Source organism: uncultured Maribacter sp., from assembly GCF_963975365.1.
Taxonomy (GTDB): domain Bacteria; phylum Bacteroidota; class Bacteroidia; order Flavobacteriales; family Flavobacteriaceae; genus Maribacter.
Genome location: NZ_CAXBGF010000004.1, coordinates 221289 through 242298, shown reverse-complemented (window position 1 = coordinate 242298; position 21010 = coordinate 221289). Strand labels below are relative to the sequence as shown.

Here is a 21010-nt window from a genome sequence, read left to right as displayed (position 1 = left end):
ACAAGTTTTAGTTATTAGGGTAAGCGTTACTAAAAAGTGTAGGCAAAATTAAATTTGTTATTCTCTACTATGGTTCAAAAATCTTACCAGTTGTACTCGTTATAATTGGATATTTATTATACTTAAAAATCCGCATCGAAACTGATTTTTTGAGCTTCTTCATCATTATTCATTACCCCTGCCTTCTGATATTCAGCAACTCTTTTCTCAAAGAAGTTTGTTTTTCCTTGTAGTGAAATCATATCCATAAAGTCGAATGGGTTTGTCGTATTATAAACCCTATCGCACTCTAGTTCCACAAGAAGTCTATCCGTAACAAACTCTAGATACTGTGTCATCAACTTAGAATTCATTCCTATTAAACTTGCTGGTAACGATTCTGTAATAAATTCACGTTCTATATCAAGTGCTTCAGTTAAAATCGCAGTGATTCTCTCTTTTGGCACCTTGTTGATTAAATGTTTGTTGTGTAAATGCACAGCGTAGTCGCAATGCATCCCCTCATCTCTAGAGATCAACTCATTAGAAAAGGTCAAGCCTGGCATTAATCCTCTTTTCTTTAACCAGAAAATTGAACAAAACGCACCTGAAAAGAAAATACCTTCTACGGCCGCAAAGGCAATTAATCGCTCTGCAAAACTTGGAGACTCTATCCAGTTTAAGGCCCAGTCTGCTTTTTTCTTAATTGCAGGGAAATTCTCCAATGCCTTAAACAGTATATTCTTTTCTTTCTCGTCCTTCACATAGGTATCGATTAATAAAGAATATGTTTCTGAATGGATATTCTCCATCATAATCTGAAATCCGTAGAAAAACTTGGCCTCTGCATATTGAACTTCACTTACAAAATTCTCAGCTAAATTTTCATTTACGATTCCATCAGAAGCGGCAAAAAATGCAAGGATGTGTTTAACAAAATATCGCTCGTCATCATTCAACTTATTATTCCAATCATTTAAGTCTTCGCTTAAATCGATTTCTTCCGCTGTCCAGAAACAAGCTTCACATTTTTTATACCAATCCCATAAATCATGGTGTTTTATAGGGAATATAACAAAACGGTCTGCATTTTCTTCCAAAATAGGCTCTAGGGCTGTGGACATATAATTAAATTTTAAAAAATTAGTTATAAAGAAGATGAATTCTACCTTCTTGTAGGGACTAACAAAGATTCAAAAATGCATTCAATTTTTAAAGGGTGTTTTATCATTTAGGCAACAAAGTTTTTAACACAAAATGTTGAAATCTAGGTTCACAGGTGATGTTCATTACCCTAAGACTAATCTATTCTTTGGTGTAACTTTTTCAAATATTGAACAAAAAAATATAAACCAAAAAGTATAAAAAATGATACTAGATGGTTTATTAATGTTAACTATTTAGGAATGTGTAAGAATTGACAAAAAATGTACGGCCCCTCTAATGATCATATTATGAATAATGCCCACCAAGACTAATTAAAGGTAGTTCCCCCGAAACCTTTTCTTAGAATGTAATTATACGGATAATCCGTAACCTCACGCATATTGGCGCTCAAAACATCAGAAATAAAATAACATACACTATTTTATAAAGAACCGTACTAACTTTTTTTTGCAAATATATTTTTATTTCATCAATAAAAGAACCTTTAATATTTAAAGATTCTCCATTTACATTTTTAAACTGTACCTCTAGATTACCTTCAATAGCATTTTCAAGGTTTTTTAAGAATTCCAATATCTCCTTTTTCTAATAAAAAAAAGGAAACTCATTAGACCCATTTATATCCGTAAAATCATAAACACCGTCAAACCCATGAAATAACCCATTCAAGGTTTTACTTCTATAAGATCCAGTAAATATTTCATTTTCAGCAATCTTGTTCGAAGCAATTATAAATTCGATTGTTTGTACTTCAGCATTACCATTCGGAACAAAATTTAGTGTTAACCTATTATGACTGTTCCCCCATACATCTTCTTCTAAACTATTTTGAAAGGACGCAATACCTTCAATTTTTAAATTATACTTACCCGTAATATTAAACTTACAAGCCCCACTCTTAATAGCAGGGTAATCTAAAATTGGCTTTGAACCGCTAGAAAGCAGAAACAAAGGTATAAAACCAAAAAAAATAATTTAAGATACTTACCTATTATTGGAATCATAGATTACATGCTAACGTAAAAAAACATTCATGGCCGAATTATTGGTTGTTCCATAATTTTATTACCCATTACCAAATTTTCGCTTAATTCACTTTCAGCTTAAAAAGCTTTAGAAGCAATCACCAAGAAAACTATAAATAACGTGAACATTATGCTGCATTTTCTCATGTTTATTAGGTATTAAACTAATTCTAAATTTTTATAAAGGTAAAATTAAGATGGAAAGCATTACAGTAGTATTGTATAACCTGTCCCTTTTTTTGTGTAAACTGCCTTTACGAATATTGAAGAGAACCCCATTTCTTAAGATATATAATCCTTTCCTTTCAACTACTCTAAAATTCAGAGAATTTTAACATCATTATTACATTTTCAACCGATTATACGAGAATTTCATCCATTGATACAAATTTGTACCTAAGAGCTAAACAACCTCCTATTTTTTCCTAACTTTCTAACCTGATATAATTTCAATATGCTACAAGCAGTAATTGTTGATGATGAAATAAAAGCATTGCAAAGTTTAACCTGGGAACTCACAAATTTCAGTGATGAAATCAATGTTATAGCCTCGTTCACCAACCCACATGATGCTTTAGATTATTTAGAAAAAAACACTCCTGACTGTCTTTTTCTAGATATTGAAATGCCCACAATGGATGGATTTCAATTCATACAAAAACTTACCAATAAAAACTTTCCTGTTGTTATTACAACTGCATATAATCAATACGCCCTTAAGGCAATTAAAAATGAAGCTTTGGATTATCTACTAAAGCCAATTGATACCGATGACCTTGAAGAAACTATAGTTAAAATAAAAAAGTTCAACAATAAAAATTTTTCTGTTGAAAAATTAGAAATGGCAATGTTCAATTTCAATTCAAGATCGATACATAAACGAATTACACTCAATACAGACGGTAAATTACTTTTTCTTGAGAGTGACGAAATTTTATACGCCGAATCTGATGGGAATTATAGTACCATATTTTTAACCGATGGTCAAAAAATTGTGCTCACTAAAAAATTAAAAGAAGTAAACGAATTATTACCGTCAGACTCCTTTTTTAGAATTCATAATTCTTATATTATCAATCTAAACAAAATAAAAGAATTCTTGAAAACTGATGGTTATGTGGTACTAAAATCGAACCACAAAATACCGGTTTCCAGACAAAAGAAATCAGATTTTTTAGATTTGTTGTAAACCAATTTATGCTTCACCCACTACGAATACATACATCTTACTACGAAAATTCAGCACATAAAAACAGGCTCAATTTTTTATTTTGTATTCTAATTATCTTTTTTTGTAGAAACTCCAGTTATTCTCAAACCATACCTTCAACTTTCAAAAAAAAAGTTGATAGCTTAATAACTGTAGCACCTAAAACTTATCAAGAAATCGATGAAGTTTTAAAAGAATTCAGAAAAGACAGTACGCTTTTACGATACGTAAATAATAGATCAGAAGATAAAGGATATTTATATGGGCAAGCTTATGCGCTAAATCAATTAGGTAGAATTTATCGAGATATTTCTTCATATCCAAAAGCATTAGATTTATTTCAAGATGCACTTAAAATCTCAATCAATGCGAATAGTATAGAATTTAGAGTCTATAGTCTTAATATGATCAGTGTAGTCTATAGAAAAATGGAAGCTATTAAATCTTCTCTCGACTATAGTCAAGAAGCACTTGAATTAGCTGAAACAGTCCCCGAACCTAGCACAGGACTAAAGCGCAGTATAAATGTCTCACTTAACAGTATTGGTAATATTTATCAAATGCTAGAGCAATATGATCTCGCGATCGATAAATTCGAAAAGTCAATGATTCTTGAAAAAGAACTAGACAATAAATTAGGTCTTGCAATTAACCACCAAAATTTAGGAGAGTGCTATGAAGCTCAAGGTAAGTTAGAACCTGCACTTCAAAACTTCAGGAAATCTCTAGTCTACAATGAAATTATAGATTCTGAAAAAGGAAAGATTATTTGTAATTATAGCATTGCCCATGTTTATATACACAACGGAAAAATTAATGAAGCAGTAAACATATTGCAAACAAATCTTAACAAGGCTATTGCTTTAGGAGACAAAAAAATAGTAACCATTATCTATATTAATCTTGGCTGGGCCTTTATACAATTAGGTGATTATGACTTAGCAGAAACGAACTTAGAGACTGGCCTTTCAATGGCTAGGAAGTATGAGATAAATGCTGAAATTGCCGAAGCAAATAAGTTCCTATCTGAACTTTGGATCAAGCGAGATGACTATAAAAAGGGTATGGGCTATTATAAAGAGTCTAGAAAATATGAAGAGCGCATTACAAATTCTTTAAACCTTAGGTATGTAAATGATATGATTTTAAGGTATGAATCTCAAATGATAGCTCAAAGACTTTCAGAAGAAAACGAATCTGTTCGTTTGAAACTTAGAAAAAACAGGACAATCTTAATAGTTATTGCTATTTTCCTGATTCTACTTATGGGCATACTTTATATACTATACAGACAAACTCAGTTAAATGCCGAGAAAAAATTATTGACATTAGAACAAAGTATGTTAAGAAGCCAAATGAACCCTCATTTCCTATTCAATTCTTTAAACTCGATTAAATTATATATTATAAACAATGAGAAAAAAAACGCCGTTCATTATCTAAATAAATTTTCGAAACTAGTTCGTAAAATACTTGAAGCTTCTTCGCAAAGAGAAATATCATTAGCGGAAGAATTAGAAACGGTTTCCTTGTATATGAACATTGAAAACATTAGATTTTCTAACGAAATCAATTTTAATGTTTATGTAAAAGATGATATTAACACACACAATATTAAGATACCATCTCTAATTTTACAGCCATTTTTAGAAAATGCTTTATGGCACGGTCTATCTTCTAAAGATGGCGCAAAAAATATTGACTTAGAGATTAAAAAAGGAAAAAATGGTTTCATAGAAATAAAGATAACCGATAACGGAGTTGGCCGAGATGCTGCTGAAAAGATTAAAGACAGTAAGGTTTTAAAAAGAAAATCGGTAGGTATTGATATAACCAAAGAGCGATTAGCAAATTTTTCACGTGATTATGAGAACTATTTTCATGTTGAAATCATTGATAAATTCGATGACGATACGAACCCAATTGGCACACAAATAGTTATCTATATACCTACTATTTAAGATGGTCTTTAGCAACCTCCTCTAACTCATTATACCAAACTTCACCAAATTTTCGAATTAAAGCTTCTTTTACGAATTTGTAAACCGGCACTTTTAATTCTTCACCTAATGAACAAGCAGGATCACAAATTTGCCATTTATGATAATTTACAGCAGTTAATTCAGTATATTCTTTAACCCTTATTGGGTATAAATGACAAGAAACAGGTTTTTTCCATTTGATTTTACCTTGATTATACGCTTCTTCGATACCACATTTTGCAATTTTTCGCTCATCAAAAATAACGTATGCACACTCACTACCATTTACTAATGGAGTTTCCCATTCACCATCTTCACCTTTTACAAATGCACCGTGTTCTTCTATAACCTTTATCCCTTCTGGGCGTAAAAATGGTTTTACCTTAGCATAAATATCAACCATAATTTCTGTTTCAGAATCATCTACTGGTGCACCAGCTTCGCCATCTACACAGCAACCGCCTTTACAAGCGCTAAGATTACAAACAAAATCATTCTCGATGATTTCTTCTGATACGATAGTTTTTCCTAATTGAAACATGGCCTAATTTAAAGGTCGCAAGATACATTTTTTAAAAAGTATAGGTCTTAGAATATTTTAAGAATAAACAACCAAGTCGAAATTTATAAACGTAAATTTGCAAAAATTTGTAACATGGAGTTTCATTTTAATTTTAAGGAGATTATTACAGCGAGTATGGTGCTCTTTGCTGTTATTGATATTTTAGGGAGTATTCCCATAATTATTGGACTTAGAAATAAAGTTGGCCATATTCAATCTGAAAAAGCTTCTGTAGTTGCCGCAATTATAATGGTTGCCTTTTTATTTCTTGGAGAAGAAATTTTAAATCTTATAGGTATTGATGTTAACTCATTTGCCGTTGCCGGTGCTTTTATAATATTTTTCTTAGCTATCGAAATGATTTTGGGTATAACTTTATATAGAGATGATGAGCCTGAAAGTGCATCTATTGTACCTATCGCTTTTCCATTAATTGCCGGTGCAGGTACCCTAACCTCTCTTCTTTCATTAAGAGCTGAGTATTATGTTGAAAATATAATAATCGCAATTATCGTAAACATCATTTTCGTTTTTATAGTTCTTAAGTCTTCTGTTAAGATTGAGAAAATGCTAGGATCAGGTGGTGTTAATGTTATACGAAAAGTATTTGGGGTTATTCTAATGGCAATTGCAGTAAAATTATTCGCTGCCAATATAAACCAGCTTTTCTAGTAGGAAAGAAGGTTGTAACTTTATAAAAAACAAGTTTATGAGCAAGACTTTATCAATTATCTTCATAGCAATTGCAGTAGCTTTAATTGCCTATAACGTAACGATGGTAGATTTTGCCGATCCATTTGAGAAAGATAGCACAATAGCACTTATTGGCATTATGGCTTCGCTATGTGCCATTACACTTCTTTTGATTTTTGTAACAAGTAAAAAGATTCAAGACAAAATAAATAAGGATTAATTATTAGCTCTAATTAGGCTAGATTCTTGCTGTTTTACTACACTCCTATCCAATTCTAATACCTTCTGAAGCATAGGGTCTTCATCGGCCTTAATCTTCGCATGTATATTGTTGTTGAACAACTGCTCAGCAATGCTGGCCTTTAAGAACCGCTTTATGCTTTGTTCATAATCATAGAAATTCATTCTTAAATTTCTATTTAGAGAATATTCTACAAATTTTTCAAAAAGTATATCATCAACTTTAAAGTCGTTTACATACTCTTCTTGAAAATAGTTCGAATATCTATCACGATCCTCTTCTAAGTGTTCAAATACAAAAAATGATAAGAAGCCTAAGTTGTCCATACTCCCAACAGCCTCTTCTTCATTGCTGCCGATAGGCACAAATACATCAGGAATTATGCCTCCCCCACCATATACAATCTTTCCTTTTGGAGTCATAAATTTTAGAGAATCTGCTACTTTGATGCTATCAACTGAAACCATCTCTCCACTATGAAATCTGTCTGTAAAGCGTTGGTAATAATCCTTAGTTCCATTGGCATATGTTCTTTGAATGCTTCGACCTGTAGGCGTATAATACCTCGAAACTGTTAATCGTACGGCCGAACCATCACCCAGTGCCATTTCACGTTGAACCAAACCTTTACCGAATGAACGACGTCCTACAATTGTGCCAATATCGTTGTCTTGTAAAGCACCTGCAACTATTTCACTTGCAGAAGCAGACCTTTCATTTATAAGCACATAGATTGGCTTATCTTCGAAACTACCTTCATCGGTAGCAAAACTTTTATTTATCTTGCCTTTCTTATTCTTAGTGAACAAAATAAGCTTACCATCTTCTAAAAACTCATCGGCCATCTCTTCTGCCATACCTAAGTAGCCTCCTGGATTATCACGTAAATCGAGAACCAATTTTTTCGCTCCTCTTTTTTGCAAATCAACCAGTGAATTTTTAAATTCCTTATACGTCGATTCGGCAAAACGATTCACCTTTATATAACCTATATCTTTGGTCAACATGTAGAAAGCTTCTACACTTTTTAATGGCACTACACCACGTTTAACCTGTAGATTGAATGTTTTGTTTTCTGCTTTTCTAAATACCTTGAGGTTAACCGTTGTACCTTCTTTACCTTTCAGCTTTTCAACAATCACCTCACTTGGAAAATCTTTTCCGTACAATGTATCGTTATCAGCCATTAAAATACGGTCGCCAGGTAAAATGCCTTTTAAAAAACTGGGGCCATCTTTTACTGTTTTAATAACGGTGATTGTATCTTTATAAGCATAAAAATTTACACCGATACCTACAAAATCACCTTTCATGTTTTCGGACACACGATCCATTTCTTTCTCTGAAATGTATACCGAATGGGGATCTAGCTTTTCGAGGATGCTATTTACAGTAACATCAACAATACTATCTGTGTTAACATCATCTACATACTCATAATCGATGTAATCAATAAGTCTATTGAGTTTATCCTTTTTAGAATTGGTAGAGAAAAGTCTTTCTGGTGAATCATTAAAACTTAGTTTTCCACCTAAAAAAAAACCAATAGCAATAGCCGAGGCAATTATTAAGGGCATTAGAAAACTATTTTTCTTGTTCATCATTAGTACAAACGTTAGATAGTCACATTTATTTCTGGCATGTGCTCCAATTCAACTCCAGCCTTTTCCAAGAATCTCAATCCTGAATCATCTTTATAACCAACTTGATACACTACACGTTTAATGCCAGATTGATGAATTAACTTACTACATTCCCTACAAGGTGATAATGTTATATAAAGCGTTGCACCTTGACAAGATTGTGTAGAACTTGCTACCTTAAGAATCGCATTAGCTTCTGCATGTAAGACATACCATTTTGTATACCCATCGTCATCTTCACAAAAATTTTCAAAACCGGTAGGCGTTCCATTATAACCATCCGAAATTATCATTCTATCCTTAACAATGATAGCTCCTACTTGCTTTCTCTTGCACGAAGATAGTTTACCCCACTCCTTAGCCATTCTTAAATAGGCCCTGTCGTATTTCAATTGTTTTTCTCTCTTCATTCTACTAGCTTTTCAAAAGCTTAATGTACTAAGTTACCTGCTTTGTAAGGCAAGTACAATAACTTAGTGTTAAATTTAACAATCTTAAAATGGGAATGTTTGATATAATAAAGGTAGTGTAATCAACATTATTAAAATATTACCTACGATAACGAATAAACTTTGTTTTACATGAAACATTGTTTGAACTATGTAAGCCAATACAAGAACCAACAAAACGATGACCACTTGTGAAATTTCAATACCCGCAGCAAAACCTAATAGCGGCCCCAATTTTTCATCAGTTCCCATTATCATCATTTTGAAATAATTGGAAAATCCGAAGCCATGTATTAATCCGAAGAAACCTGTTGCCATTGCATGAAACCAAATGGTTTTAGTTCCTTTTTGCACTTCCTTATCCACTAAATTATAAATAGCAGTACATAAAATGGTTACCGGAATCAAAAACTCTATCCAACTAGCTTTAATAAGCATTATTTCATAAACCGATAATACTAAAGCCAAACAATGCGTGACCGTAAAAACTGTTGCCAAAAGCAATACATTCTTCCAGCTTTTAAATGTAAAGGGTAGTGCTAATGCAGATAAAAATAAAATATGATCATAGGCATTGACATCTAATACATGATGCAAACCTAATTGTATATAAAACCAAAAATCTTGCATTATTGAGTTGATTTAAGTCTTCAATTAATTTAAACCCCGTTCTTTCTGAATAGTCTCGTATGCCTCCTGAACTTGTTTGAATTTTTCTTCAGCACCTTTTTTTATAGCTTCATCTTGCGTATTCACACGATCAGGATGATACTTTTTAGCCATTTCCCTGTAAGCCTTTTTAACTTCCGCATCTGTTGCCGATTTTTGAACATCCAATATTTTATAAGAGTTATTGGCAGATTTAACGAACATTGCCTTAATACTGTCAAATTCATTTAATGGCACTCGAAGGTAACCAGCAATTTCGCGTATTTTATGAATTTCAGGATTACTAATGCTACCATCTGCTTGAGCTATACCGAATAAAAAGTGTAATAACTGCAGACGTACCTCATAACGTGTACGCTGTGCTAAAAATGTACATACCCGCTGTGCAGATATTTCACCCTTTTTATTAATTTCATTAAAGGTTCTAAAAATAGCATTGGCTTTATCTTTACCATAAGTACCAACAAAATACTGACGTACGTAATCCATTTCAGATTGACTCACTTGTCCGTCTGCCTTTATAACGATAGAGCATAATGAAAGTAAATTCAACTCAAAATCTGCGGGCGATACATTAGGTCTTGTATAATCTTGAAAGACTGAACGTGCGTTGTTCTTATTATCACCAAAAAAACCATCTATAATACTACCCGCAAAAAAGCCTAATACCGCTCCTGATAGTCCTCTTAAAAAAAAGCCTACTACAGCTCCTAACCATTTAATCATTTCGTATTCCCAATTTCGCCAAAGATAAAATATTACAAACAGAAAGTAAGGCCAATGAAAAGTTAAGGTGTGGAGCACCTCTACGACTAATTGATTATCTTTGTAATAGATTAATTAAAATATAACAATATGTACCCTGCGGAATTAGTAAAACCAATGAGAGATGATCTGGCATCTGCCGGATTTGAAGAATTATATACAGCAGATGCGGTAGTAAATGCAATCAAAAAAGAAGGAACCACCTTGGTAGTTGTAAATTCTGTTTGTGGTTGTGCAGCAGCAAATGCTAGGCCTGCAGCCAAAATGAGCTTGCAGAACGATAAAAAACCAGATTATGCTGTTACCGTATTTGCTGGTGTAGATACAGAAGCGGTGAACGCGGCAAGAAATCTTATGGTTCCTTTTCCTCCATCATCTCCTTCAATGGCATTATTCAAAGATGGTGAGTTAGTACATATGATCGAACGTCACCATATTGAAGGTAGGCCAGCTGAAATGATAGCTCAAAACTTAGCACAAGCTTACGACGAGTTTTGCTAGAATTTATTTATCATAAAATAATAGTTTTAAAAAACCGCTCTAAATAGAGCGGTTTTTTATTTTTGCACTATGCAGAAGTTGATTTCATACCTCATAACACCTATATTTTTTATAGCCTTCGGCCTCTGTTTACTCATATTTCATCCATTACAATGGTTGGGTTTTAAATTATTTGGGTATTCTGGCTTAAAACCAGTAGTAAGTAAGCTTAATTTTTGCTTAATGAGATGTACCAACATATTAGGCACAACTTATAGGTTTACCAACAATTATGATTTGCCTACAAATAAGCCTTTAATAATTGTCACTAATCATCAGAGTATGTACGACATACCACCATTAATATGGTACATGCGAAAACACCATCCAAAATTTGTAAGTAAGAAAGAATTAGGAAAAGGCATACCAAGCGTATCTTTTAATCTAGTCCATGGTGGTTCTGCATTAATTGACCGAAAGGATGGAAAATCAGCATTAATAGAAATCGGTAAACTTGGCTCATATATTGAAAAGTATAAGAGAAGCGCTGTTATTTTTCCAGAGGGAACAAGAAGTAGAGATGGCCACCCAAAACCCTTTAAGCCTATGGGCTTGAAAATGCTTCTTAAAAAAGCGCCTTCTGCATTAATAGTTCCTATAAGTATTAATAATTCTTGGAAATTGGTGCAATTTGGTCAATTCCCAATGGGTTTAGGCTCTAAAGTAAGTTTTGATGTTCAACAACCAATTGAAAATAAAGGCGATTTAGATGAGCTTATCATTCAAATAGAGTCTTCCGTTACAAATGGCGTAAACAGCTTTAAATGACAAACTCTGAGATTGTAGAAGAAACTATTCTGTTTGTTAAGGAAACCCTGAAAAATGCAGAAGGAGGCCACGATTGGTTTCATATACAGCGGGTATTCAACAACTCTATTCTTATTTCTAAAGAAGAAGATGTGAATATTTTAGTTGTGAGTTTAGGTGCACTTCTTCATGACATTGCGGATGCGAAATTTAACGATGGTGATGAATCATTAGGTCCTAACATGGCTGAAAATTTTCTTCTTTCAATAAATGTACCAACAGAGACCATCAATCATGTGGTTAAAATTATTAAGTTAAGCTCTTTTAAAGCAGGATTGAGCGATGGTAAGATTAAAAAGCAGCTATTTAGATCCAAAGAACTGCAAGTTGTTCAAGATGCGGACCGATTAGATGCCATCGGAGCTATAGGAATTGCTCGTGCATTTAATTATGGTGGTTTTAAAAACAGATTACTCTACGACCCAAACACGCCCCCAAACCTTCAAATGACCAAAGAGGAATACAAAAAATCAACTGCACCTACAATTAATCATTTCTACGAAAAACTATTACTATTAAAGGAAAAAATGAATACCGAAACAGGTAAGCGGCTAGCAAAAGAGAGACATCAATTTATGATAGAATATCTAGAGCAGTTTTATAAAGAATGGGATCCATTGACTTTTAAGAAAATGTATAACCCCTAATTTGAATGGATAAAATATGTCACCAGCAATTCATAAAAAAGGGTTTCAATATTTAAATATTGAAACCCTTTTAAAATTTTTAAAGTTCTAATTATTTCTGTGGCAACTCTCTTGTTAACCAACCCCTTCTACTTGCAGTCGCTATAGCGTAAGGTGTAATCCAGAATAAACCGAAAGTATATAAAACACTATAAGAATATGCCCAAAAAGATTCTATTAATGTATATCGCTTTGCATAAAACAATACCGGGAAAGTAGATAATACCAGTATACTTACAAATGTCGAGCTTATGAATAAAAGTGGATGTGTAACCACAAAAACCAGCATGAATAGGACAAATGGGTAACATAGTACAATTCTCGAAAATTGGCTAAAGAATAATAATCTTGTTCCAGCCTTTGGTCCCTTTCTAAAATTATTGAATACATACTTAGACATTTGAATATTCTCACGAACATTACTTCTACCCCATCTAATAAACATTTTGTATAATCCCTTAAACTTCTCTGGAACATTAGTATAGGCGTAGGCATTTCTTTGGAATAGTACATGAAATCCTTGTTTCAAAATCATATTCGTCATTGCTCTATCCTCTCCAATATCAGAAGGTTGCCCCATAAATGTCTGATTAATCCATTGATCAAGACAAGCAAATACTGCCGTAGCCCTGTAAGCTGCCAATGCTCCTGGCGTACAAAGTACAGAATTCAAAGTGCTTTCAGAAGAACGTACAAATTCAAAACTAAGTGCAAAACTTACATCTAACATCTTAGGTAAAAGTGCATCATTGTTATTCAAAACACGAATGTTACCAGCAACTGCTCCACAATTTTCATCAACGATAAAAGGGCTTACTAAATTTCTTAAAGTATCTTTATCTACAATTGAATCACTATCAACAGTAACAAAAATTTCTCCAATGCCTTCATTAAAACCTCTATACAATGCATGGCGTTTACCCATGTTCTTTGGTTGTTTACAAATAGAAACGCGGTCCCCTAATTCTTTCTTAGCCTCTAGCATCCAATTCCAGGTGTCATCTTTACTACCATCATCGATAGCCAATAATTGAACCTTATGTTCTGGATAATCACTTTCTGCCAAACTTTTTAAAGTTGCCCATACTTGTTTACCCTCATTGTAAGCAGGAACAATCACGGTAACAGTTGGCAATTCTTCATTCGAGACAGATTGTATCGCTTTATACTTTAAAAATCTTATAAAAGTGTATATGAAAAAGCTTAGTTTGAAAACAAAAAATACTGCCGCCACTGCCATGAAAATTAAGCCTATCATAGTGCTTCTTCTTTCTAAATGTAACTGAGTAAAATCGTTTTGCAAAATATAAGCGAGGTAAGCGGAACCGAACATTAACACAAATGTGCTGCCCATTACAAAAATACCCCACGCATTGGCATTTTCAATTAGGTGTCTGAGTTTAGCGAAAAAAGATTTCTTTTCGGTGTTAGTACTTTTCCTTTTAATAGTATTCATTATGTTTTTGGTAGTGCTCTTGGTTTTCATAAATGGTTCTAGTATTTATTACATACACGTCAAATACGTTCATAAATCCTCTTTGGATCTTATCTTAACAAAACTTTCTAATACTTTTCTCATTTACCAAAACTAATCCTGAATAAAGCATGTTTCTGTTGTTTAAAACAGCTCCTTTTATTTGTTTTCACTCTTTTGGCTATTCAGGTAGCCTCATTAAAATTCAGCCAATATATTTGTTATATAACTATTGTAAAAAGGTTGAATATCCTAAGTCTCTACTATTGATAATAACTAAAATTCATAACTTTCTTTAATATGCTATGAAACAGTAGAACCTCTTTAAATCTAAAGACTCTTTTTCGTAACTTACTGGAAAAATTTTAATAATCATTAAAATAACGAATGCTAAAAACACAAAACATCTATTTATATATAGGTTTAATTATACTGAGTTTTGTTTCCTCTTGTAAACAAAAAGAAACAAAAGATTTGACCAACAAAAATCCTTTGGTTATAAATCAACGTTGGACAGAAGAAAAAGCGAATGCATGGGCAGCAAATAAACCATGGCTACGGGGTGCCAACTTTAACCCGAGTACTACTATTAATCAATTGGAGTTTTGGCAAAGTGAAAGTTTTGACCCAGAAACCATTGACAGGGAATTGGGTTGGGCACAGGATATAGGCCTTAATTGTATGCGGGTCTATCTGCATCATTTGGCTTGGGAAGTAGATAAATCTGGTTTTAAGGAACGTGTAAAAACGTATCTATCTATTGCGGAAGAGCATAATATTGCCACCATATTTGTAATTTTTGATGATTGTTGGAACCCAACTTACAAAGCGGGGAAACAACCAGAACCAAAACCGGGTATACACAATTCTGGTTGGGTACGGGATCCGGGGGATTTACTCTATACTTCTGATGATTTACTACCCTTACTTGAGACCTATACCAAAGATATTCTCTCTACTTTTAAGGATGATAAAAGAATAATCCTTTGGGATCTGTACAATGAACCTGGTAATTCAGGTTATAAAAACAAATCATTGCCGCTTTTAAAAAGTGTATTTGAATGGGCTAGGGAAGTAAATCCAACCCAACCTATTTCTGCTGGAGTTTGGAGTATGGATTTACCAGAATTGAATAGATTTCAAGTAGAACATTCTGATGTAATCACTTATCACAACTATAATGATGAGATCAGTCACCAAAGCGCTATCGATTCTTTAAAAATATACAACCGCCCACTTATATGTACAGAATATATGGCTAGAAAGCACAATAGCTTATTCAGCAATATTATGCCCATTTTAAAGAACGAAAATATTGGCGCAATTAACTGGGGGCTTGTGGATGGAAAATCAAATACAAAGTATGCTTGGGACGAACCCATTCCTGATGGTTCTGAACCAAATCTTTGGTTCCATGAAATATTTAGAAATGATGGTACACCTTACCGACAAGATGAGGTTGACCTAATAATGGAATTGACGGAAGTTAAGAAGTAATACATGGAAATAATATTCCTTCTACTATTATTTCCAATTTCCGTTGAATACGCCCAATCTGAAGAAGAAGAAGAATCAATTATTGCATTGTTGGAAAAAGAATCCGCTACTTGGTGTTCTGGGGATGTAAAAAGCCCATTCCGATTGTTGGTCAATAAAGCCATATAGTAGAATTTTGGTCTCTACCCAGAAAGACAACAGTATTGATGTACCGCCATACATAATGCTATATCCACCAGAAAATATGATAGGTAATGGTGGCTCTTCAAAAAATACCAATTATAAAATGAATATTAATGGTGACAATGCCTAGGTATGTTATGATGAGGAATCGACCTCCAAAGAAGGCGTAAACATCTTTACATATGAAATTCAAAATCTAGAAAAAATTAATGGAAAATGGAAGTTGCTAGGCCAATCGATTAATCCAAAAAAAATAAATATCTTTAAACCTTACTAATACTCCCTATAATTGACTCTTATGGGCGAAATCTTATAAATATGCTGGCTTGCCTGGGTTTACTTACCATTTTGTTGCTCTTGTTCTTGGTAATGACAAAAAAAATGGCCGCTGTGGTTGCTTTAATTTTAGTACCGATCATTACAGCCCTAATGGCTGGTTTTACAAGTGAAATAATAAATTTTATAACTGAAGGCCTAAAGACAATTGCACCTACCGGTGTGATGTTCATTTTTGCCATTCTATTTTTTGGTATCCTTACCGATGCAGGTACATTCAAACCAATGATAAAACGATTGTTGAAATTTGCAGGTAATGATCCGGCAAAAGTTACCGTAGCTACGGCACTTTTGGCAATGATGGTGCATTTAGATGGTTCTGGGGCAGTAACATTTTTAGTCACCATACCAGCATTTCTACCCCTTTATGACAGCTTGAACATGAAACGTACCACGTTGGCCACTATAACCGCGTTGGCCGCTGGAACCATGAATATTTTACCCTGGGGCGGTCCTACAATACGTGCTGCATCTGCATTGGAAGTTTCTGTAACTACTTTGTTTAATCCAATATTAATCCCTGTGATTATTGGATTATGTTCTGTACTCATCATCGCTTATATTCTAGGCAAAAAAGAACGCAAAAATGTGCCCGAAAGTATAAAAAGAAAAAAATCGGATACTGAACTTTCCTTTGATTCAGAGCTAGAAAGGCCTAAACTTTTTTACTTTAATATTGCTTTGATTCTAATTGCTGTAGCTTTATTAATTAGTGGTATAGCCCCACCACATATCATTTTTATGGTTGCGTTTGCCTTGGCTATAACACTCAATTATCCAAACCCTAAACAACAGGGCGATCGAATTAATGCACATGCAAAAGCAGCACTTTTAATGGCAAGCATCCTTTTTGCCGCAGGTTGCTTTACGGGAATTCTAAAAGGTTCTGGGATGATAGACGCCATGGCCGCAAGTTCTGTGTCTATTATAACACCGTCCATTGGAAGTCATTTGGCCATACTAACAGGATTGCTATCCATGCCTGCCAGTTTGTTATTTGATCCAGATTCATTTTATTTCGGTATTCTCCCATTATTATCAACAACGGCATCCCATTTTGGAGTAGATTCTGTAGAAGTAGGCCGTGCAGCCATTATGGGCCAAATGACCACCGGTTTTCCTGTAAGCCCATTAACCGGCTCTACCTATTTGTTGATTGGATTGACAGGGGTTGAATTAGGCGAACATCAGAGAAAAACAATTCCATTGGCATTTTTGATAACCCTTATAATTCTTTCAGTTTCCATATTGATCGGAGCAATTACACTTTAAATATGAAAAAAATAAGAATTGGTAGCGGGGCAGGTTATGCAGGAGATCGTCTGGAACCAGCATTAGAACTTATAAAAAAAGGAGAGCTAGACTATATCTGTTTTGAAGGATTGGCCGAAAGAACAATTGCTTTGGCGCAAAAAGCGAAAAAAGAAGATTCGAAAAAAGGGTACAATGAACTTCTTTTATATAGAATGGAACAAGTGCTGCCGTTGGCCATTAAACATAAGGTAAAGGTTATTACCAATATGGGTGCTGCAAATCCTATATCCGCTATGGAGGATATTGCAAAATTGGCACATAAAATGAATCTTAATAATCTAAAAATAGCTGCTGTTATCGGTGACGATATTCATGAAAACATATCAGATTACTTAGATTTTCCCATTATAGAAACAGGCAAACCATTAAGCAACCTAACTGAACAAATAATTTCTGCCAATGCCTATTTAGGATGCGATGGTATTGTAGAGGCACTACAGAATAGAGCTAACATAATAATTACAGGAAGAGTGGCAGACCCCTCGTTATTTTTAGCCCCAATGATCTATGAATTTGGATGGGAAAAACTTCAAGCCGATTATTGGGGTACCGGTACTTTAGTAGGTCACCTATTGGAATGTGCTGGTCAAGTAACTGGAGGATATTTTGCAGATCCCGGAAAAAAAGAAGTTCCTGAACTATGGAATTTGGGTTTCCCTTTTGTTGAAATAAAGAGTAATGGCGAGGGGTTTATTTCTAAATTACAAGATGCTGGCGGTATGGTAACCAAAGCCACTTGTACCGAACAATTGCTCTATGAGATCCATGACCCAGAAAACTATATAACACCAGACTGTACCGCTGATTTTTCAAAAGTGATTTTCACCCCAAAAAGTAATGATGTGGTTTACTTTAAAGGAGCAAGTTCGAAGCCGGCCACTGAAACCTATAAAGTTAGTGTCGGTTATGAAAATGGATTTATAGGGGAAGGTGAAATGAGCTATGGTGGCGCTAATTGTCTAAAACGGGCTATGCTAGCGAAAGACGTCGTTGAAAAAAGATTAGGGTTATTGCCCTTTTCAATTAAGGATCTTCGTTTAGACTTGATAGGCATCAATTCGCTTTTGCCAAAATCAGATTATTCAAACGAACCAAATGAAGTACGACTAAGGGTAGCGGGTAAAACTATACTTAAAACAGAAGCACAACAGATTGCGAACGAGGTAGAAACCCTTTACACAAACGGTCCTTCAGGAGGTGGTGGCGCAACAAAAAAGGTTTCTGAAATTATTGCCATAGCTTCTATTCTAGTGCCTAAAAAAGACATTCAAATCTCTATCACCTATACAACCCTATAACTTATGAAACTTTGGGAAATAGCTCACGCCAGAACTGGTGACAAAGGAAATATCAGTAACATTTCAATCACAGTCCATAATTTGGAAAACTTTAAACTCGTTAAGGACAAGGTAACTACCACCCGTTTAAAACAATGGTATGGTGACCAAGTTAAAGGAGATATCATTCGGTATGAGCTCCCACAATTAGGAGCTCTTAATTTTGTTATGTATGATGCCTTGAACGGCGGTGTTACAAATTCAACTGCATTGGACAAACATGGAAAGACCCTTGGCGCACAATTACTTAACATGACAATTGATTAAATCTATTTACTATGCGTAACTTTCTACTACTAATTTTTACCGTTTTTATATTCTTCACCCTATCGGCACAAAAAGAACAGGTCGGTACCGTTATTAAGGACTCCTTATACTCGAAAAACTTAGAGAACCAGATGGGCGAAAATCCTAAAAGATCCATTTCGGTATATCTGCCACCCAACTACTCATCAACAAACAAAAGGTATCCAGTAATTTATTTCCTACATGGCTTTTTGAATGATGATAATCTCATCAATCCAATGAAAGAACTATTGGACTATGCTTTGGCGGCACAAAAAATTAAACCATTTATTCTAGTAATTCCAGACCAAAAAACTACGTATGACGGTAGTTTTTATTCCAATACGGGAATATTTGGAAATTGGGAGGACTTTACCTCAATTGATTTGGTTACTTATATGGATACCAATTATAGAACCTTGGCTAAAAAGGACAGTCGCGGCATTACTGGCCATAGTATGGGCGGCTATGGTGCCATCAAGATTGCTATGAAGCATCCAGATATATTTTGTGCCGTGTATGCTATTAGTCCAGGTGCACTGGCCATCGTTAGGGAATATGGGCCAAATAGCGACAGTTATGTACAATATGATAAAGCCGAAACTATTGAAGACCTCTCAAAAACATATTTTGGCAAAGTGATTCTAGCGTTTGCCCGATCATGGTCTGCCAACGCATCAAATGCTCCATTTTTCTGTGATGTCCCCTTTTCTTATGAAGGTGAAACATTAAAAGTAAATGAAGCTATTATAAAAAAATGGCATGCCAATATGCCTTTTTATATGGTATCCGATTATATAGATAACCTTAATAAATTAAACGCTATAAAATTAGATTGGGGTCGCAATGCAGGTGAGCGGTTTACAATACAATGTAAAATGTTTAGTCAGGCATTAGAAAATGTTGGTGTGGAACATTTTTCCGAAGAATACATAGGTACACATACCAGCAATATTTATACAAAAGAAGGTAGAATACCTCAACAGGTTCTACCTTTTTTTGATTATTATTTGGACTTTGACTAAGGTTCAGAATTCATAGTAAAAACACCTTGATCTTTTGGTATTTTTGAAAAAACCTTCAAACTAAAACAATTTCAGTTGACCGTCTTTGTAGACATCGTGCATACTCGTATTCAATTTAGGGAATTTTTTATCCTTGAAGTACTTCATTTTAGCCAACCGTATCATATCATGAATTTGAGTGGCAATTATTCCTTCTCCTTTAATTCGCATACCAAATCGGGTATCATTTAAGTTTCCACCATGGCATTCTTGTATTTGATGTAAAACCTTATCAGCTTTATCGGGCAAGGTTTTCTTAATCCAATCAGTAAAAATTTCACCTATAGCGCCATTGAGTCTAACAATAGTAAAAGCCATAGACAAGGCTCCATGTTCCGAGACTTGCCTTGCCAAATTTAATATTTCATGACTATTAATTCCTGGAATTATTGGTGCCAACATTGCATTTACAGGAATACCATTTTCAGACAATACTTTAATTGTCTCCAAACGTTTTTTAATCGTAGTAGTTCTAGACTCTACTATTCTTCTTGTTTCTTCTGATAATGACGTGACGGATATGTTTACACCAATTAAATTGTGAGCATTCAATTCTTTGAGAATATCCAAATCACGCAGAATCAATGCATTTTTTGTAATAATGCCTACCGGATGCCTATATTTTAAAAAGACTTCTAAACACTTTCTTGTAAGTTCAAACTCTCGTTCTGCGGGTTGATAACAATCTGTATTTCCAGACATTACTATGGTAGCAGCTTTCCAACTTTTACTTTTTAGTTTTGCTTCCAACAATTTTGGCGCATCATGTTTTACTAAAATCTTACGTTCAAAATCAAGCCCAGCACTATAACCCCAAAATTCATGTGCATTTCTAGCATAACAGTAAATGCATCCATGCTCACAACCTTGATACATGTTCATGGAGTAACTCATGCCCACGTCTGGACTCGTAACCTTATTAACTATTGTTTTAGGAAATATAGGAAGGTACTGAGTCTTGTTGGCATCTGCAGATTCACCCTCTAAATGACAGAACTCTAAAAAATCATCTCGGGTTTCGTAACTATATTCAGAAAACTTATTGTTGGTATTCTGTTGGGCACCTCTCCCCTTTAAAAAAGTATTAGCGTTCATTCTTAGG

At 34.2% G+C, this 21010-nt stretch carries 23 protein-coding genes; 14 read left to right on the top strand and 9 right to left on the bottom strand.

Annotation, left to right across the window (positions count from 1 at the left end; genetic code table 11):
* Positions 1 to 122: 122 nt before the first annotated feature.
* Together AACZ49_RS07275 and AACZ49_RS07270 are read right to left on the bottom strand one after the other, a co-directional pair.
* Entirely contained in the window at positions 123 to 1103 is a 981-nt protein-coding gene (locus AACZ49_RS07275; protein ID WP_335635663.1) for a ribonucleotide-diphosphate reductase subunit beta, read from the bottom strand.
* Positions 1104 to 1731: 628 nt separating this feature from the next.
* Positions 1732 to 2097, bottom strand: coding sequence for a hypothetical protein (locus AACZ49_RS07270; protein WP_339653005.1), 366 nt, complete (start codon positions 2095 to 2097; stop codon positions 1732 to 1734).
* Positions 2098 to 2625: 528 nt separating this feature from the next.
* Between AACZ49_RS07270 and AACZ49_RS07265 the strand changes: the two genes are divergently transcribed.
* The gene (locus AACZ49_RS07265) at positions 2626 to 3360 is read left to right on the top strand and encodes a LytTR family DNA-binding domain-containing protein (protein WP_339653003.1); all 735 of its coding nucleotides are present in this window, start codon (positions 2626 to 2628) and stop codon (positions 3358 to 3360) included.
* 8 nt (positions 3361 to 3368) lie between these two features.
* Complete coding sequence (locus AACZ49_RS07260; RefSeq protein WP_339653001.1) at positions 3369 to 5342, top strand: tetratricopeptide repeat protein; 1974 nt, start codon at positions 3369 to 3371, stop codon at positions 5340 to 5342.
* On the opposite strand, the gene AACZ49_RS07255 is transcribed toward AACZ49_RS07260, so the two are convergent.
* Entirely contained in the window at positions 5335 to 5904 is a 570-nt protein-coding gene (locus AACZ49_RS07255) for a DUF3109 family protein (protein ID WP_339653000.1), read from the bottom strand. The genes AACZ49_RS07260 and AACZ49_RS07255 overlap by 8 nt on opposite strands.
* A 114-nt stretch (positions 5905 to 6018) precedes the next feature.
* Between AACZ49_RS07255 and AACZ49_RS07250 the strand changes: the two genes are divergently transcribed.
* Both AACZ49_RS07250 and AACZ49_RS07245 read left to right on the top strand, forming a co-directional pair.
* Positions 6019 to 6597 carry a MarC family protein gene (locus AACZ49_RS07250; protein ID WP_339652998.1) on the top strand — a complete coding sequence of 193 codons (579 nt, stop codon included), beginning with the start codon at positions 6019 to 6021 and terminating at the stop codon, positions 6595 to 6597.
* A 37-nt stretch (positions 6598 to 6634) separates the two neighbouring features.
* Complete coding sequence (locus AACZ49_RS07245; RefSeq protein WP_339652997.1) at positions 6635 to 6838, top strand: hypothetical protein; 204 nt, start codon at positions 6635 to 6637, stop codon at positions 6836 to 6838.
* On the opposite strand, the gene AACZ49_RS07240 is transcribed toward AACZ49_RS07245, so the two are convergent.
* The 4 genes from AACZ49_RS07240 to AACZ49_RS07225 all read right to left on the bottom strand — a co-directional run bounded on the left by AACZ49_RS07240 (position 6835) and on the right by AACZ49_RS07225 (position 10346).
* On the bottom strand, positions 6835 to 8460 hold the full coding sequence (locus AACZ49_RS07240; protein ID WP_339653097.1) for a S41 family peptidase: 1626 nt from the start codon (positions 8458 to 8460) through the stop codon (positions 6835 to 6837). The two genes, AACZ49_RS07245 and AACZ49_RS07240, sit on opposite strands and share 4 nt — an antisense overlap.
* Before the next feature lie 14 nt (positions 8461 to 8474).
* The gene (locus AACZ49_RS07235; protein ID WP_339652995.1) at positions 8475 to 8912 is read right to left on the bottom strand and encodes a dCMP deaminase family protein; all 438 of its coding nucleotides are present in this window, start codon (positions 8910 to 8912) and stop codon (positions 8475 to 8477) included.
* 84 nt (positions 8913 to 8996) lie between these two features.
* Positions 8997 to 9581: a HupE/UreJ family protein gene (locus tag AACZ49_RS07230; protein WP_339652993.1), complete on the bottom strand. Its 585-nt coding sequence runs from the start codon at positions 9579 to 9581 to the stop codon at positions 8997 to 8999.
* Between the two features lie 24 nt (positions 9582 to 9605).
* Positions 9606 to 10346 carry a TerB family tellurite resistance protein gene (locus tag AACZ49_RS07225; protein ID WP_339652992.1) on the bottom strand — a complete coding sequence of 247 codons (741 nt, stop codon included), beginning with the start codon at positions 10344 to 10346 and terminating at the stop codon, positions 9606 to 9608.
* A 129-nt stretch (positions 10347 to 10475) separates the two neighbouring features.
* Between AACZ49_RS07225 and AACZ49_RS07220 the strand changes: the two genes are divergently transcribed.
* The 3 genes from AACZ49_RS07220 (at position 10476) to AACZ49_RS07210 (ending at position 12379) form a co-directional block, all read left to right on the top strand.
* Positions 10476 to 10886, top strand: coding sequence for a BrxA/BrxB family bacilliredoxin (locus tag AACZ49_RS07220; RefSeq protein WP_339652991.1), 411 nt, complete (start codon positions 10476 to 10478; stop codon positions 10884 to 10886).
* Positions 10887 to 11108: 222 nt separating this feature from the next.
* On the top strand, positions 11109 to 11693 hold the full coding sequence (locus AACZ49_RS07215; protein WP_339652989.1) for a lysophospholipid acyltransferase family protein: 585 nt from the start codon (positions 11109 to 11111) through the stop codon (positions 11691 to 11693).
* Entirely contained in the window at positions 11690 to 12379 is a 690-nt protein-coding gene (locus tag AACZ49_RS07210) for an HD domain-containing protein (RefSeq protein ID WP_339652987.1), read from the top strand. Before AACZ49_RS07215 ends, AACZ49_RS07210 begins: the two co-directional genes overlap by 4 nt.
* Before the next feature lie 91 nt (positions 12380 to 12470).
* On the opposite strand, the gene AACZ49_RS07205 is transcribed toward AACZ49_RS07210, so the two are convergent.
* Positions 12471 to 13904 (bottom strand): glycosyltransferase family 2 protein, encoded by a 1434-nt coding sequence (locus tag AACZ49_RS07205; protein ID WP_339652986.1) that lies wholly within the window; start codon positions 13902 to 13904, stop codon positions 12471 to 12473.
* A 375-nt stretch (positions 13905 to 14279) separates the two neighbouring features.
* Between AACZ49_RS07205 and AACZ49_RS07200 the strand changes: the two genes are divergently transcribed.
* The 7 genes from AACZ49_RS07200 (at position 14280) to AACZ49_RS07170 (ending at position 19869) form a co-directional block, all read left to right on the top strand.
* The gene (locus AACZ49_RS07200; protein WP_339652984.1) at positions 14280 to 15389 is read left to right on the top strand and encodes a glycoside hydrolase family 2 TIM barrel-domain containing protein; all 1110 of its coding nucleotides are present in this window, start codon (positions 14280 to 14282) and stop codon (positions 15387 to 15389) included.
* A 3-nt stretch (positions 15390 to 15392) separates the two neighbouring features.
* Positions 15393 to 15557, top strand: coding sequence for a hypothetical protein (locus AACZ49_RS07195; protein ID WP_339652982.1), 165 nt, complete (start codon positions 15393 to 15395; stop codon positions 15555 to 15557).
* Between the two features lie 7 nt (positions 15558 to 15564).
* Complete coding sequence (locus AACZ49_RS07190) at positions 15565 to 15702, top strand: hypothetical protein (protein ID WP_339652981.1); 138 nt, start codon at positions 15565 to 15567, stop codon at positions 15700 to 15702.
* A 146-nt stretch (positions 15703 to 15848) separates the two neighbouring features.
* Entirely contained in the window at positions 15849 to 17180 is a 1332-nt protein-coding gene (locus tag AACZ49_RS07185; protein ID WP_339653095.1) for a citrate:proton symporter, read from the top strand.
* Between the two features lie 2 nt (positions 17181 to 17182).
* Positions 17183 to 18520 carry an acyclic terpene utilization AtuA family protein gene (locus tag AACZ49_RS07180; protein ID WP_339652980.1) on the top strand — a complete coding sequence of 446 codons (1338 nt, stop codon included), beginning with the start codon at positions 17183 to 17185 and terminating at the stop codon, positions 18518 to 18520.
* An 81-nt stretch (positions 18521 to 18601) separates the two neighbouring features.
* Positions 18602 to 18826: a hypothetical protein gene (locus AACZ49_RS07175; protein WP_339652978.1), complete on the top strand. Its 225-nt coding sequence runs from the start codon at positions 18602 to 18604 to the stop codon at positions 18824 to 18826.
* Positions 18827 to 18837: 11 nt separating this feature from the next.
* Entirely contained in the window at positions 18838 to 19869 is a 1032-nt protein-coding gene (locus AACZ49_RS07170; RefSeq protein ID WP_339652976.1) for an alpha/beta hydrolase-fold protein, read from the top strand.
* A gap of 60 nt (positions 19870 to 19929) precedes the next feature.
* Here AACZ49_RS07170 and AACZ49_RS07165 read toward each other — a convergent pair whose 3' ends face one another.
* Positions 19930 to 21003, bottom strand: a complete 1074-nt coding sequence (locus tag AACZ49_RS07165) for a PA0069 family radical SAM protein (protein ID WP_339652975.1) — start codon at positions 21001 to 21003, stop codon at positions 19930 to 19932.
* Positions 21004 to 21010 lie beyond the last annotated feature (7 nt).